The organism is Flavobacterium galactosi (assembly GCF_048158585.1).
GTDB lineage: Bacteria > Bacteroidota > Bacteroidia > Flavobacteriales > Flavobacteriaceae > Flavobacterium > Flavobacterium galactosi.
Genome location: NZ_JBLNKV010000005.1, coordinates 185,160 through 199,038, shown reverse-complemented (window position 1 = coordinate 199,038; position 13,879 = coordinate 185,160). Strand labels below are relative to the sequence as shown.

The following is a 13,879-nucleotide window of genomic DNA, read 5'->3' as shown; positions in this document are numbered from 1 at the left end:
ATGTTTTATTTTTTTTCACTTGAAAATTCAATGATATTCCAATAGTCATTAAGTATTGAAAAAAAATCGGTGGTATTTGTACTTTCAAATGGTTTATGCATGTAGCCAGCTATATTTAAATTTAAAGCTGCGGCTTTATTAACTTCATTATCAGCTCTTGTGATTACAAAAACTAAAATGGATTTTAAATCAGGATGAATTCGTATCTTACTTAACAGCTTTATTCCGTTTACACTTTCCTCATTAATATCTATTAATATAATTTTTGGAATGGGCGATATTTTATTTTCTCCCTGCAACATTAACCAAGCTTCGGCATCGTTTTGAGCCAAATGCAACGTAGATTTAATACCAATTTCAGAAAATGCATTTTTTACATTTTCAACATCAGCACTACAATTGTCTACTAATAAGATATTTGAACTCGTCATAAAGTAAATTTAAGAAAAAAGCTTACAATTCACACAATTGCCAGAAATTATTAAGTGTAGAAACTGAAACAACAAATTTTTCAAAAGATAATGGTTTTAAAATATATCCGGCTACATTCAAATTATAGGCTTTAATTTTGTCACTGTCTTCATTTGACGTAGTCATGACAAAGACAGAAATATTTTTAAGCCTTTCATTTTCCCTTAAAGCCTTCAAAAATTCTATTCCGTTCATCTTAGGCATGTTAATATCCAAAATAATAATTTTGGGTAAAGGAATAATCTTATCATTAAGCATTTCTAAAGCTTCAACCCCATTTCCTGCCACAAAAAGCGGATTTTTAATATTATTTTTAGAGAATGCTCTTTTAACATTCATCACATCAACCTCATCGTCCTCAACTAATAAAATGTTTACCAATCTTTGTGTCATAATTTTAATTTTTTATTCTTATTGTTTAGGCCAATTAAATTTAAAAACCGAACCGTTATTTACAGCTGGAGTATATTGGAAGACGCCTCCTGCTAATTTAATTATTTTATTGGTAATTGCTAATCCTGCACCGGTCGAATCTACGATATCTTTCGAATTTACCGTATAAAAAATTGAGAAAATTTTATCTCTTACTTCTTCCGGTATTCCTGGACCATCATCGCTTACTTTTATTTCATAATCTGTTTTATTTTCGATTATTTCAATAAAAACATTCTTTTTCTCTTTATCATGAAATCGAACAGCATTATCGAGTAAATTGAACAGTACTTTTTGCAATTTCTTACCCAAAGTGACCGTGTTTTCGTTTTTTAAATGATACGTAAAATGAAATTCGACATTTGATTTATCGGCTAACATTTTAATACAATCATTGACTAATTTAGGAATATTTACTTCATACAACTCCATTTCACTACTATTAATACGAGAAAGTTCAAGTAAAGCATTCATCATTTTTTCAAGACGCTCCACCCTATTTTTCAGTAATCTAAAGTTGTCTAAAATAGCATTGTCTACATTAGTTCCTAAATCTTCTTCAATCCAAGTTGTCAAATTTGAAATGGCTCGCATTGGCGTTTTTATATCGTGCGAGACAATATAAACAAACTCTTCAAATTCCTTTTTAAGGGCGACTAATTCCTCTTGACATTTTTTTTCTGATACTGTCATATTCATTTATTTAGGAAGTGTAAAAATAAAACTTGTTCCATTATCATTTTCAGATTCTATATAAATAGAGCCTCCTTTTTCTTCAATTATTTTTTTAACAATAGACAAACCAATACCTGTACTTTCTTTTTTATCACGCGCTTCAATGGTTTGAAAAACTTCAAATACTTTTTTATGATATTCTTCTGCAATACCGGGACCATTATCTTTTATGGTGAACTGATGAAAATCAGGCAATATTTCATATAAACATTCTATTTTACCAATGGGTTTATCATTATATTTGACTGAATTGCTAATCAAATTGCTAAAAACCTGTTGTAAAAGTATCCTTTCTGTTTCAATAACAGGGATAGTATCCACCATGGAAACTTCGAATCCTTCAATAGGGACAACAGAATCAATAATCTGATCCAACATCTTTTTTAAATCAGTTGTTTCTTTTTCGATTTCGGTTCGTCCAATACGGGAATATTCCAAAACGCCATTAATCAGGTTTTCCATCCGCTGTATACGACCCCGTAATAATTCAAAATTAGCGCTAACTTCATCGGGCATTTCAGGCATATCTTCAACAATCCACTCCGAAAGATTATTAATAGCTCTTAACGGTGCTTTAAGATCATGAGAGACAATATATGCATACTGATCAAGTTCTTTATTCTTTTTTCCGAGATCAACTAAGGCATTATTTAAATTCTCTTTTGCTAATTTTTCTTGAGTGATATCAGTGCTAATTGCTATATATTGATAAGGCTTTCCTTTTTCGTTTAAAAAAGGAACAATAGTGGTGTTTTCCCAATAAAAAGAGCCATCTTTTGCTCTATTCATTACTTCTCCTTTCCAAATATTTCCATTAGCAATTGTCCCAAATACGTCTCTTCTAAATTCTATGGTATGATAACCAGTACTAATAATTTGTTGATCTTGTCCTATTAGTTCTTCTTTAGAGTATTTAGAAACCGCGCAAAAATTTTCATTAACATAAGAAAAAACACCTTTTTGGTCCGTAATGGCTACGATTGCTGCTTCATCCAATGCAGATTTAATATCGTTTATTTCTTTAGCTTTTTCTTCTATTTTTTGTTCCGCTAATGTTTTGTCCGTAATATCCTGAATAGTACCTTGAACCCCAACTACCTCTCCTTTTTCATTTTTATAAGGTTTCCCTATAGCTACAACATATTTTAAATTTCCGTTAGAAAATAAGAGTCTATGATTATAATGTAAGTCGGCTCCAGTTGTTAATATTTTTTCAAGTGCTTTGTCAAGACCCGATAAATCATCGGGATGAATTTTGCTTCGGTACGCTAAAAATAGTTCATCAGAAGGCAATTCCTCTAAATCAAAAATTTGATAATGTCCTTTAGACCAAATAAGATCATTGGTCATTAAATCAAATTTCCAACTTCCTATTTTAGCGATACTTTGCGATTCATCTAATAATTTATTGCTATTTATTAAATTTAACTCGGCTTCTTTCTCCTTTGTTATATCCCGTGCAATACAATATAAGTTTCCTGTATCAGGATCCGGAGAAGTATTCCAAGTCAATAAAACATATTCGTCATTACTACAACGGTACCTGTTTTCAAAACTGATAGTCTTATGTCCATTTGATAATTTTTCAACTTCCTTAAAAGTTTTATCTAAATCCTCCGGATGAATGAAATCAATAAATGGTTTTCCTTCTAATTCTTCTTTAGAAAACCCCAATACAGCTGTAAAAGCAGGATTAACTTTATAAAAGAAACCATCCACGTTAGCAATACAAACCAAATCCTTTGAAAGTTCAATAAAATTCTGAAATTCCCTTTGAGATTTAATAAAATTCGCATTCTTTTTTCGTAAATCCAATAATAAAACTACTTGATCGGCAAGTAATTTTAAAGCATTTTTTTGTTCATTAGTCAATACCCCAGGCTTTGTATCGATAACACAAAGGGAGCCTAAATTAAAGCCATTTTCATCTTTAAGTGGTACTCCGGCATAAAATCTAAAATTAGTATCCCCTGTCACTAAAGGATTGTCAGCAAATATCTCATTTTCAGTTGTATCATTGACCTCATATACTTCATCACTCATAATTGCATATTGGCAAAAAGAGACACTTCTTGGGGTTTCAGTAACCTCTAATCCAACAGTAGATTTAAACCATTGTCTGTCTTCATCTAATAAACTTACTAAGGCTATGGGAGTTTCACAAATATAAGAGGCAAGCTGGGTTATTGAATCATATTCCTTTTCCGGCAAAGAATCCATAATTGAATACTCTTTCAGTGCTTTTAGTCTTTTTATTTCATTTTCCGGTATCGGATTTTTTTTCATCAATGGGAGCTTTTTCTTTAATAACAATATTACAGAATTTTTAGTTCTAAACTAACTATTTTATAGCTTTACTTACTTACTCCTCTAACTTATTTAATAGTCATAACTACAAAAATATTTTATTTTTATAGTATCAATATTTATCAAAAACTTAATATTACCAAATAATTACAACTGTTTTTCTCATATATTATTTATCATTTACTACTGTTATTATTTTTTTATTTTATTAAAAAAATAATTTGTTTCTATTCCCATTTTTTAACAAAATAAAAACACAAACTACTGTATTTTAATTACTTAATTTAAAATACCAATAAAATAATATCTTTTTTTACACCAATAAAATAATTAATTGATTAAATTTACAGTATGGGTTTCAACAAGAAGGAATACCTACTTTCCTCTTTTTTAACCTCAAAAAGTTATGTAAATTTCAAACCTACTTTTGAATTAAAAAATTTACTATCTGATTAACCAAAAAAGTGCGCCTCAGCTATTTTTTCCATTGTTACTATTTTAACAGACTAATGGTCAGTTTCTATTCAAAAAACATACGAAATGGCAAAGTACAAACACATCCTTTTTTTTAACCAAATTGGTATTGAAGCCATTGGTAAAGTTGGCGGTAAAAATGCCTCTCTTGGCGAAATGTACAATCAGCTTAATCCAAAAGGTATCAACATCCCTAATGGATTTGCAATTACTGCAGCAGCCTATCGCCTCTTCCGTAAAGCAAATAATCTGGAAAAGCCTCTTGGAGATTTATTATTTTCATTGGATACAAAACAGTATTCTAATCTTTCTTCCATTGGAGAAAAAGCCAGAAATATTATTTTATCAGCAACAATTCCAGAGGAAATTCGGGATGAAATACAAGCTGCTTACCAATCCCTTAGTGAACAATGCGGCATCAATAATCTTGATGTGGCAGTACGAAGCAGTGCAACTTCAGAGGATTTACCTACAGCCAGTTTTGCGGGACAAATGCAATCGTTTTTAAATATCAATGGTACAGCACAGTTAATAGATGCTGTACACCGTTGCTATGTATCCTTATTCACAGACCGCGCCATAAAATACCGTCACGATATGGGCTTTGCAAAACTTGACATTGTCATTTCCGTTGGTATACAGCAAATGGTTCGAAGCGATAAAGCAGCTTCAGGCGTGGCTTTTACCATTGATCCCGATAGCGGATTCGAAAACACCATCATCATAAATAGCGTTTGGGGATTAGGAGAAAACATTGTTCAAGGCACTGTTACGCCGGATGAATGGATTGTCTTTAAACCTACTTTAGAAAATACAGATTTAGATCCTATTCTAAAAAGACACTGTGGCAGAAAAGAATTTACGATGATTTATGCGGATAAATCCAACAGCTCATCCGCAGAAAACACAATTATTAATAAAGACACTTCCTTAGAAAAGCAAAACCAGTTTTCGTTAAACGACAAAGAAGTTATTCAGCTTGCCCAATGGTCTTATAAAATTGAAAAACATTATAGAAAACCAATGGATATAGAATGGGCCAAAGACGGACTGAACAACCAACTTTATATTGTTCAGGCGCGACCGGAAACCGTTCATGGAAAAGCAAATAAACAAGTTCGGGAAATCTATAAACTCAAAGAAAAAGGCATAATTTTAACTCAAGGAATTGCTCTTGGCGATAATATTGCTTCGGGAAAAGTCCGTATTTTAAATAGTCCGCAAGAAGGTCATTTATTGCAAGATGGGGAAATTATAGTCACTGATTTGACTAATCCCGATTGGGATCCCATCATGAAAAGAGCTTCGGCGATTATTACCAACAAAGGCGGACGCACCAGTCATGCCGCCATAGTCGCACGAGAATTGGGAACGGTCGCTGTAGTGGGTTGTGGCAATGCTACAGCCGCACTAAAAAATGGTCAGGAAATTACCGTTTCCTGTGCCGAAGGTAAAGAAGGATATATATACAAAGGATTGCTGAAATGGGAAATAACGGAGCAGGATTTCAGCAAACTTGGAATGCCAAAAACAGACCCTATGCTTATTCTCGCCGACCCGGAAAGAGCTTTTGAATTAAGTCATTATCCCAACCAAGGTGTAGGTTTAATGCGAATGGAATTTGCTATTTCAAATACCATAAAAATCCATCCTTTGGCGTTGTGTAAACCCGAAAAAATAACTGATGCTAACATTGTTGCAGAAATAGCCGCATTAACCAAAGGCTATAAAGACCCTAAAAATTATTTCATTGATAAACTAGCCGAAGCTGTAGCAATTGTTGCCGCCGCTTTTTATCCAAAAGACGTAATTGTACGAATGAGTGATTTTAAAAGTAATGAATATGCCAACCTCATTGGCGGAAAATATTATGAGCCTCAGGAAGAAAATCCTATGATAGGATTTCGTGGTGCTTCCCGTTATTACAGTGATTTTTATCGAAAAGGTTTTGCTTTGGAATGTGAAGCCATGAAAAAAGTACGCAATAAAATGGGACTCCATAATATAAAACTGATGATTCCTTTTTGCAGAACGGTTGAGGAAGGAGAAAATGTACTTAATGAAATGGCTAAAAATGGATTAATGCAAGGTATCAACGGACTGGAAGTATATGTAATGATTGAAATTCCAAGTAATGTATTAATGGCAGATGAATTTGCAAAACTATTTGACGGATTTTCTATTGGTTCGAATGATTTAACCCAACTCACATTAGGTTTGGACCGTGATTCCGCATTAGTAAGTTATTTGTTTGATGAAGAAAATCCAGCCATAAAATATTTGATTAAAGAAACGATTCGGGTCGCTAAACGATTTGAAATAAAAGTGGGATTATGTGGACAGGCACCGAGTGACATCCCCCAATTTGCTAAATTTTTAGTAAATGAAGGTATCGACAGCATTTCATTTAATCCTGATGCTTTGATAAAAGGAATTGAAAATATTTTGGAAGCCGAAAAGAAAACAAAGAGACAAATTCTAATGTAATACTTCTTGCATGGAAACAACATTCAAAAATAAGGTAGCAATTGTAACTGGCGGTTCATCAGGAATTGGTAAAGCGACTGCGCTTGCTTTCGCAAAAAAAGGAGCTAAAGTAGCTGTTGTGGATTGGGTAGAAAACAATGAAACGGTGAACCTCATCAAAGAAATGGGAGAAGAAGCTATTTTTATCAAATGTGATGTATCAAAATCCACTGATGTAAAAGCGATGGTAGAGAAAACCATTACCACTTTTGGCCGATTGGATTATGCCTATAACAACGCTGGTATCGAAGGAACGTCTGCTCCGACACAGGATTGTACAGAGGAAAACTGGGATAAAACCATCGGAATAAACCTAAAAGGAATTTGGCTCTGCATGAAATACGAAATTCCTGAAATACTGAAACAAGGAAAAGGTGTGATTGTCAATTGCTCATCTGTAGCCGGTCTCGTTGGATTCTCAGGTTTACCTGCCTATGTAGCATCCAAACATGGTGTTGTAGGATTAACAAAAACTGCGGCATTAGAATGTTCTAAACTCGGAATCCGAGTAAATGCAGTTTGTCCCGGAGTAATTCAAACACCAATGATTGACCGGCTTACCGGAAATAGTAAAGAAGCTGTAGAACAGTTCACAGGCTTGGAACCAATTGGTCGTTTTGGTCTTCCAGAAGAAATAGCTAACGCGGTAATATGGATGTGCTCTGATGAAGCCTCTTTTGTAACAGGACTTGCCATGGCAGTTGATGGTGGTTTTGTAGCGCAATAAAATTAATTATAATAGTAATAGTAATTCTTGCTTTATGATTCCTATCAAAAATAAAATAGAGCGCCAACTTTTAGATGGTAAAAAGTAAAAATTTCTTTTTCATGGGACACTATTGCCCGAGAATTAAATGGTCTTACCGAGCAATACAACCGAGTATATTTCAGAGAAAGTATTGTCTTTTTTAAAATTTATAGAAGAAGCTTCGATTCAAAAAACCTTAAATATTTTGCCAATGTTAAAACTTTAGAAAAGTAGTTAACCGTACTCCTAGAAAATAATTCATCCAAGGAACGGAAACTTTATTTGCCGCCTTTAAAAGCAAAATTGAAATAAAAATCGGATCACAGTCCATTTTAAGAAAGCAAAAATCCTAAAAACATTAGATTAATCGAAAAAATAAATTAGAAATAACAAAATGAAAAAAAACTAACTATTTAAAATTACCAAGATGGAAAATACTCATTTTTGTCAAAGTTGCGGAATGCCATTGACAACAGAAGAAGCAAAAGGGACGGAAAATAACGGCCTTAAAAATAATGATTATTGCAAGTATTGTTATGAGGATAGCCAATTTAAAAATCCACAAATGAATTTAGAAGAAATGGAAAAAGCCGTAAAAGCTCATATGGAAAAAAAGTAACTCCCTAATTACATGATTCAAAAGGCTTTAAATGTTTTACCTGCACTTAAGCGTTGGAAAAACAAACAATTTATCGTCTAAAACAATCTATTCAATCTGTGGAAAACGGTAACGGTAAAATAAAAATCACCTATCGTGAGGTATTGAAACAAGGTCTTCGTAAAGCATTGGATGATAAAACGTTCTCGGCTTGGGCTGCTTAAACGCATCAGGTAATTAGTGTGGAAAATGCGTGGAGAAAAGGATTTTATGATTTGGATGCTCCGGCACAGCGATTGTGCGGTGTTGAAGTGCCTATTCCCTACTGTGCCCACACAGAAGAAGCTGCTATTCCTCAGAAAAAAAATATTGTTAATACAGTTAAAAAAATGATACGCCATGATTGAATTTTTAATGCCCAGTTTGGGCGCGGATATGGAAGACGCTACATTGATCGAATGGAAAAAAAAACCAGGAGATACAGTGAAGCATGGGGATATTATTGCCGAAGTTGAAACACAGAAAGAACTGATTGAAATTGAAATATTTGAAGAAGGAACCATTGGAGAATTGCTTATTAAAGAAGGTACTAAAATCCCCGTGGGAACTGTAATGGCATTAATAAATCCTCGCGAAGTTACATCGGAAACAAAAAAAGAAGAAAAAATAATAGAATCGATACCATTACAATCGATAGAAGAAAAAATAATAGAATCAATTGATGCTCCGAAAGTTGAAGACCTTTCTATCAAAACAGCTCCATTAGTCGAAAAAATTTCAGAGGATAATGACCTTTCGAAAATAACAGGAACTGAACCTGATGAAACCATTACCAAAGATGAAATTGAAAACACTCAGGAAATACCAATTGAAACAGAAAAACAGAGCAGTATTGCTGAAGCAATTCGTTCTGAAGTTGTGGCTGCTATGAGTCAGTCCAACAGGGAAATTCCACATTATTATCTGGAGAAAAGAATTGATATGACAAATGTACTGGCATGGTTGCAGGTAGCGAATAGTAAACGCAGTCAGAAACAACGGTTGCTTCCTATTGCGTTATTGATAAAAGCAACAGCAAAATCGCTCCTTGAATTTCCTGATCTAAATGCTATTTGGGATAATGGTTTACAGCTTAAAAAAGATATTAATATTGGTTTTGTAGTATCGTTACGCACTGGTGGTATTATCGTTCCAGCCCTTCATCATGTCAATATAAAAAGTATTGATGAAATCATGGATGCCTTAAATGATATTATTCCAAGAGCTCGAGCATTGAGATTACAAAGTTCAGAATTGAGTGATTCTACCATAACCCTAACGAGTATAGTCGATGGTGGAGCTGATACCGTTTTTGGTGTAATTTATCCTCCGCAAGTAGCCATTATCGGTTTTGGTAGTATTTCGGAACAGCCATTTGCCGAAAACGAAATGATAGGTATCAGGTCCTGTGTTTCTGTAACGTTGGCTGGTGATCACCGTGCTACAGACGGATTGACCGGTAGCAGGTTTTTAGTTTCTTTAAACAAACATTTACAAAATCCAGAATTGTTATAACCGAAGAAGAAATTAGAACTATTATTTTTCAATAGCTAAAAAGTATTACTCCTGACACGGAATTACCGGAACTGAAACCTGATGAAAATATTCGGGAAACACTTAATATCGATTCCTTTGGTACGCTATAATTCATCGTTGCTCTAAATAAAAAATTAGAAATAAAAATTCCGGAACAAGACTATGGAAAAACCACCATTTTAACAAAATTAGTATTTTACATTATAAAAAAATGAAAATGAAAGTATTAGTATATAGCATATTTAGTTTTGATAAACCTTTCCTAAAAAAAGCAGCCCATGGAAATCACGAATTGGTTTTCACGGGCAAATCTTTGAGTAAAAACACGGTAAACTTCGCCAAAGGATTTGATGCTGTCTCACTTTTTACCTCTGATGATGCTTCTGAAACAGTATTGGAAAAATTATACATCCATGGTGTTAAGTATATTGCCTTGCGTACCACAGGTTCCGATAATGTTAATTTGGCAAGAGCTAAATCCTTAGCAATAAAAGTGGCAAACGTCCCCACTTATTCGCCTTATTCCGTTGCCGAACTTGCTGTATCTCTATTATTGGCGTTGAATAGGAAACTTGTTTTAGGTCAGACGTTAATGCAAATTGGTGATTATCGCTTGGATCATTTAGTTGGTTTTGATTTACATGGAAAAACAATTGGCATCATAGGAACCGGGGAAATTGGCGCTGCTTTTGCGAGAATTATGCATGGTTTTGGGTGTAGCCTTTTGGCCTTTGACAGGCAAGAAAATAAGGAGCTGATGGATGAAATCCCAATCACTTATACTTCACTGGAAGAGGTTTGTAAAAATTCAGATATAATTTCCGTGCATTCTCAATTAGATGAAACAACGAAATATTTGTTTAATAAAAACATTTTTTCACAAATGAAAAAAGGAATTATTTTTATTAATACAGCTCATGGAAGTATTGTAAATACCGAAGATTTAGTAGAAGCTATAGAAAACAAAACGCTGGCAGCAGTTGGTTTAGACGTCTATGAAAAGGACCAGTCTATATTTTTTCAGGATCATACTGATTCTCCAGTAAATGATCCTTTGTTTCTAAAACTTCGCTCCTTTCCAAATGTGATGATTACCGGACATCAGGGGTTTTTAACTAATGAGGTTTTAGAGGGAATTGCCCATACCACAATTGCCAATTTAAACGCCTGGGCATATACTGGTATTTCTGAAAATGAAATAAACTGATTGCAGTTTAGCACTGATTGCTAAACTAATACGAACTATTTATTTTTATTATTTGCCTATTTTTTTTCTAATCATACTATGATTGATAGTAGTAAAAATTCAAAAAATGAAAGGATCCTTTAAACTCGGAAAAGTAGCAGGTATCGGAATATTTATCCATTGGACTTTCTGTTTACTTATTCTGTTTATCATTTTCATTAACTACAAAGCAGGTCAGAATACGGTCCAAATAATATGGTCCGTTGCCTTTATTTTATGCATTTTTGTTACTGTTTTATTACACGAACTGGGACATGCTTTGGCGGCAAAAAACTATAATATAGTAACCAAAGACATCACGCTTTTGCCCATTGGGGGTTTAGCCCGATTAGAGCGAATACCAGAAAAATCATTGGAAGAATTAATAGTTGCTTTAGCTGGCCCTTTGGTAAATATCACCTTGGCATTTATAACAGGATTTTTCATTACTATTCCTGATACTTCCGAAAAATTGATGGCTGAATTAGCCAACGGCGTAAATGCACATAATTTTTTACTCAATTTCTTTTTAGTCAATTTTTGGCTGGCAGTTTTCAATTTAATTCCAGCTTTTCCTATGGATGGCGGCAGAGTTCTACGGGCTCTATTATCTTTTAAATTACAACGTCATGTTGCCACAAGAATCTCAGCGCGAATTGGTCAAATAGTAGCATTGGTTTTTATTCTTTTGGGATTTTTTACCTCCCCTTTTTTGATTTTTATAGGTATATTTGTTATTATAGGAGCTCAAATTGAAGCTGATTATACCGAATCGAAATTCATACTGAAAGGTTTTAAAGTTCATGATGTCCTAATGAAAGATTATCAAAAGATTGATGCCAATGAAAAAGTAAAAAAAGCAGTCGAACTTCTGCTTGACAGCCAAAACAAGAATTTTTTGATCACTGAAAATGATATTGCTGTTGGCACACTTAATCGTGACCAAATTATAATGGCACTATCAAAAAAAGGAGATGACGAATTCATTTATAATATCATGGACCGAAATTTGATTTTTCTAGACAGTAATTCTCTTTTAGAAAACGTTTTTGAGCTGATACAACAGAATAAATCAACATTAATACTGGTTATGGAAAATAATAAACTAGCAGGAACTTTGGATATAGAAAATCTTATGGAATTCATTTTAATCAATGAAGTCAAAATAAATAAAGCCCATGACGAAAATTAATAATGCCTTTACTGCTCCTAAAAGCCTTGCGCTTGTTTACAGTGGCGAAGATTATTTTTCTCGATTAGAATCTATTATCCGTAATTCTCAATTTGAAATCCACATCCAAATGTATCTTTTTGAAGATGATACAACTGGACGAAGAATTATTACTGTATTAAAAGAAGCAGCTTCGCGCCATGTTAAAATTTATATCCTTTTGGATGGATTGGGCTCTTTGTCATTTCCTTCTGAAACTATAACCGAAATGAGACAAAGCGGGATTAACATTCGCTTTTTTGCGCCTTTATTTTCAGCATATACCTTTTATCTTGGTCGAAGATTACACCGAAAAGTAGTTGTTGCTGATGCAAAAATTGCTATAATTGGCGGGATTAACATAGCTGATAAATACTGTGGCACACCAATGGAAGCGCCTTGGCTTGACTATGCCGTTCAACTAAATGGTACAATTGCCGAACCGCTTCAGAAACAATGCATTGCTATTTATTATAAGAAAAGACGTTTTCAAAACAAAGAAATAAAATCACCATTTCATGTTCAGGAAGATGCTTTGGTACGCATCATTCAGAATGACTGGTTAAAAAGAAAAAATGAAATTTGTGATGCATATATTAAATCCATTCGGAATGCAAAAAAAGAAATAATTATAGTAGGAAGTTATTTCCTTCCTGGCATACGAATCATTCAGGCCTTGAAAAAAGCTTCCAAAAACAAGGTGAAAATCAAATTAATTCTATCCGGAATTTCAGATCTTCCATTGACCAGACGCGCAACTTGTTTTCTTTATGGCAAACTGCTTAATTATAACATTGAATTGTACGAATGGGATAAATCTATTTTACACGGAAAAACAGCGGTTATTGACGGATATTGGACTACTATAGGTTCTTTTAACCTGAATAATTTAAGTTCGTACGGAAGTCTCGAAATGAATGTTGAAATAAATTCAGCTAAATTTTCTAAAATGTATCAAACGCACCTCGAGGAAATTATTGAGCAGTGCCAAAGAATAACTCCGGAATCTCTGAAAATGAAAACCAATATATTTACGAAATTCATCAACCTACTATCGTATGGTATTACCCGAATAATAGAACTCATTGTCACTTATACGCCCTATAAACGTTTCTATAATTCATAAATACTATAGCAATTGTACTCAAAATATAAAAAAAATATTTTAGTACTATAAAATACTGTTAAAAAAATTAGCAGTATCAGTACTGTTAATTAAATATTTTTTGTAACTTTATGTATACTTTAAACATCTTTAAAGTATTAAAAACAAGCATTTTATAAATTTTTAAAATACAAATTTAGAATTTAAAAAAAATGGAACCACATCGAATAAAAACTAAAAAAAAAGAGGAATGGATTCAAAAGGATTTCGAGAGTAAAATCCCGAAATTAAACCGAAAAACACTATTTCTTCCTAGTCAGGATGAATTATTCTTCTAGATTATTTCTCAAATAAATTTGTTAGCCTAGGTTAGCGACGGAGCCGTGAGTCACTGTTCTGTAATTGAATGCTCTTTCAAGCACCAGGTTTAAAAGATTCTCCGCAGAGCTCCGAACTTTTAAACCGGTATTCTT

13 protein-coding genes are annotated in these 13,879 nt (G+C 33.3%); 9 read left to right on the top strand and 4 right to left on the bottom strand.

The genetic code is table 11. The features are described 5' to 3' along the window. Window positions 1-5: 5 nt before the first annotated feature. From ACM55M_RS12350 to ACM55M_RS12335, 4 genes are read right to left on the bottom strand one after another with little or no spacing between them, the layout of a single operon-like run. Complete coding sequence (locus ACM55M_RS12350) at window positions 6-431, bottom strand: response regulator (RefSeq protein ID WP_416857974.1); 426 nt, start codon at window positions 429-431, stop codon at window positions 6-8. Between the two features lie 22 nt (window positions 432-453). After that, entirely contained in the window at window positions 454-864 is a 411-nt protein-coding gene (locus ACM55M_RS12345; protein WP_416850462.1) for a response regulator, read from the bottom strand. Between the two features lie 18 nt (window positions 865-882). Continuing rightward, on the bottom strand, window positions 883-1,596 hold the full coding sequence (locus ACM55M_RS12340; protein WP_416857973.1) for a sensor histidine kinase: 714 nt from the start codon (window positions 1,594-1,596) through the stop codon (window positions 883-885). A gap of 6 nt (window positions 1,597-1,602) precedes the next feature. Continuing rightward, a complete protein-coding gene (locus ACM55M_RS12335; protein WP_416857972.1) occupies window positions 1,603-3,924 on the bottom strand; it encodes a PAS domain S-box protein in 2,322 nt (773 codons plus the stop codon). 561 nt (window positions 3,925-4,485) lie between these two features. Here ACM55M_RS12335 and ppsA point away from each other — a divergent pair. The 9 genes from ppsA to ACM55M_RS12290 all read left to right on the top strand — a co-directional run bounded on the left by ppsA (window position 4,486) and on the right by ACM55M_RS12290 (window position 13,744). Then, window positions 4,486-6,906 carry a phosphoenolpyruvate synthase gene (gene ppsA / locus ACM55M_RS12330; RefSeq protein ID WP_416857971.1) on the top strand — a complete coding sequence of 807 codons (2,421 nt, stop codon included), beginning with the start codon at window positions 4,486-4,488 and terminating at the stop codon, window positions 6,904-6,906. A 10-nt stretch (window positions 6,907-6,916) separates the two neighbouring features. Further along, window positions 6,917-7,672 (top strand): SDR family oxidoreductase, encoded by a 756-nt coding sequence (locus tag ACM55M_RS12325; RefSeq protein ID WP_416850458.1) that lies wholly within the window; start codon window positions 6,917-6,919, stop codon window positions 7,670-7,672. Between the two features lie 448 nt (window positions 7,673-8,120). Further along, window positions 8,121-8,312, top strand: a complete 192-nt coding sequence (locus tag ACM55M_RS12320) for a zinc ribbon domain-containing protein (protein WP_416857970.1) — start codon at window positions 8,121-8,123, stop codon at window positions 8,310-8,312. A gap of 221 nt (window positions 8,313-8,533) precedes the next feature. Further along, on the top strand, window positions 8,534-8,698 hold the full coding sequence (locus ACM55M_RS12315; protein WP_416857969.1) for a hypothetical protein: 165 nt from the start codon (window positions 8,534-8,536) through the stop codon (window positions 8,696-8,698). Next, window positions 8,691-9,845 carry a dihydrolipoamide acetyltransferase family protein gene (locus tag ACM55M_RS12310; RefSeq protein ID WP_416857968.1) on the top strand — a complete coding sequence of 385 codons (1,155 nt, stop codon included), beginning with the start codon at window positions 8,691-8,693 and terminating at the stop codon, window positions 9,843-9,845. Before ACM55M_RS12315 ends, ACM55M_RS12310 begins: the two co-directional genes overlap by 8 nt. A gap of 238 nt (window positions 9,846-10,083) precedes the next feature. Further along, window positions 10,084-11,073: an NAD(P)-dependent oxidoreductase gene (locus tag ACM55M_RS12305; protein ID WP_416857967.1), complete on the top strand. Its 990-nt coding sequence runs from the start codon at window positions 10,084-10,086 to the stop codon at window positions 11,071-11,073. 106 nt (window positions 11,074-11,179) lie between these two features. Then, complete coding sequence (locus tag ACM55M_RS12300) at window positions 11,180-12,283, top strand: site-2 protease family protein (protein WP_416857966.1); 1,104 nt, start codon at window positions 11,180-11,182, stop codon at window positions 12,281-12,283. Beyond that, window positions 12,270-13,427 carry a phospholipase D-like domain-containing protein gene (locus ACM55M_RS12295; protein ID WP_416857965.1) on the top strand — a complete coding sequence of 386 codons (1,158 nt, stop codon included), beginning with the start codon at window positions 12,270-12,272 and terminating at the stop codon, window positions 13,425-13,427. The genes ACM55M_RS12300 and ACM55M_RS12295 overlap by 14 nt, the downstream gene beginning before the upstream one ends. A 191-nt stretch (window positions 13,428-13,618) precedes the next feature. Next, a complete protein-coding gene (locus ACM55M_RS12290; protein ID WP_416850452.1) occupies window positions 13,619-13,744 on the top strand; it encodes a hypothetical protein in 126 nt (41 codons plus the stop codon). Window positions 13,745-13,879 lie beyond the last annotated feature (135 nt).

Excerpts from the sequence above, each read along its gene's own strand:
- ACM55M_RS12350 (WP_416857974.1), bottom strand. The coding sequence starts at position 431 with ATGACGAGTTCAAATATCTTATTAGTAGACAATTGTAGTGCTGATGTT.
- ACM55M_RS12345 (WP_416850462.1), bottom strand. The coding sequence starts at position 864 with ATGACACAAAGATTGGTAAACATTTTATTAGTTGAGGACGATGAGGTT.
- ACM55M_RS12340 (WP_416857973.1), bottom strand. The coding sequence starts at position 1,596 with ATGACAGTATCAGAAAAAAAATGTCAAGAGGAATTAGTCGCCCTTAAA.
- ACM55M_RS12335 (WP_416857972.1), bottom strand. The coding sequence starts at position 3,924 with ATGAAAAAAAATCCGATACCGGAAAATGAAATAAAAAGACTAAAAGCA.
- ppsA (WP_416857971.1), top strand. The coding sequence starts at position 4,486 with ATGGCAAAGTACAAACACATCCTTTTTTTTAACCAAATTGGTATTGAA.
- ACM55M_RS12325 (WP_416850458.1), top strand. The coding sequence starts at position 6,917 with ATGGAAACAACATTCAAAAATAAGGTAGCAATTGTAACTGGCGGTTCA.
- ACM55M_RS12320 (WP_416857970.1), top strand. The coding sequence starts at position 8,121 with ATGGAAAATACTCATTTTTGTCAAAGTTGCGGAATGCCATTGACAACA.
- ACM55M_RS12310 (WP_416857968.1), top strand. The coding sequence starts at position 8,691 with ATGATTGAATTTTTAATGCCCAGTTTGGGCGCGGATATGGAAGACGCT.
- ACM55M_RS12305 (WP_416857967.1), top strand. The coding sequence starts at position 10,084 with ATGAAAGTATTAGTATATAGCATATTTAGTTTTGATAAACCTTTCCTA.
- ACM55M_RS12300 (WP_416857966.1), top strand. The coding sequence starts at position 11,180 with ATGAAAGGATCCTTTAAACTCGGAAAAGTAGCAGGTATCGGAATATTT.
- ACM55M_RS12295 (WP_416857965.1), top strand. The coding sequence starts at position 12,270 with ATGACGAAAATTAATAATGCCTTTACTGCTCCTAAAAGCCTTGCGCTT.
- ACM55M_RS12290 (WP_416850452.1), top strand. The coding sequence starts at position 13,619 with ATGGAACCACATCGAATAAAAACTAAAAAAAAAGAGGAATGGATTCAA.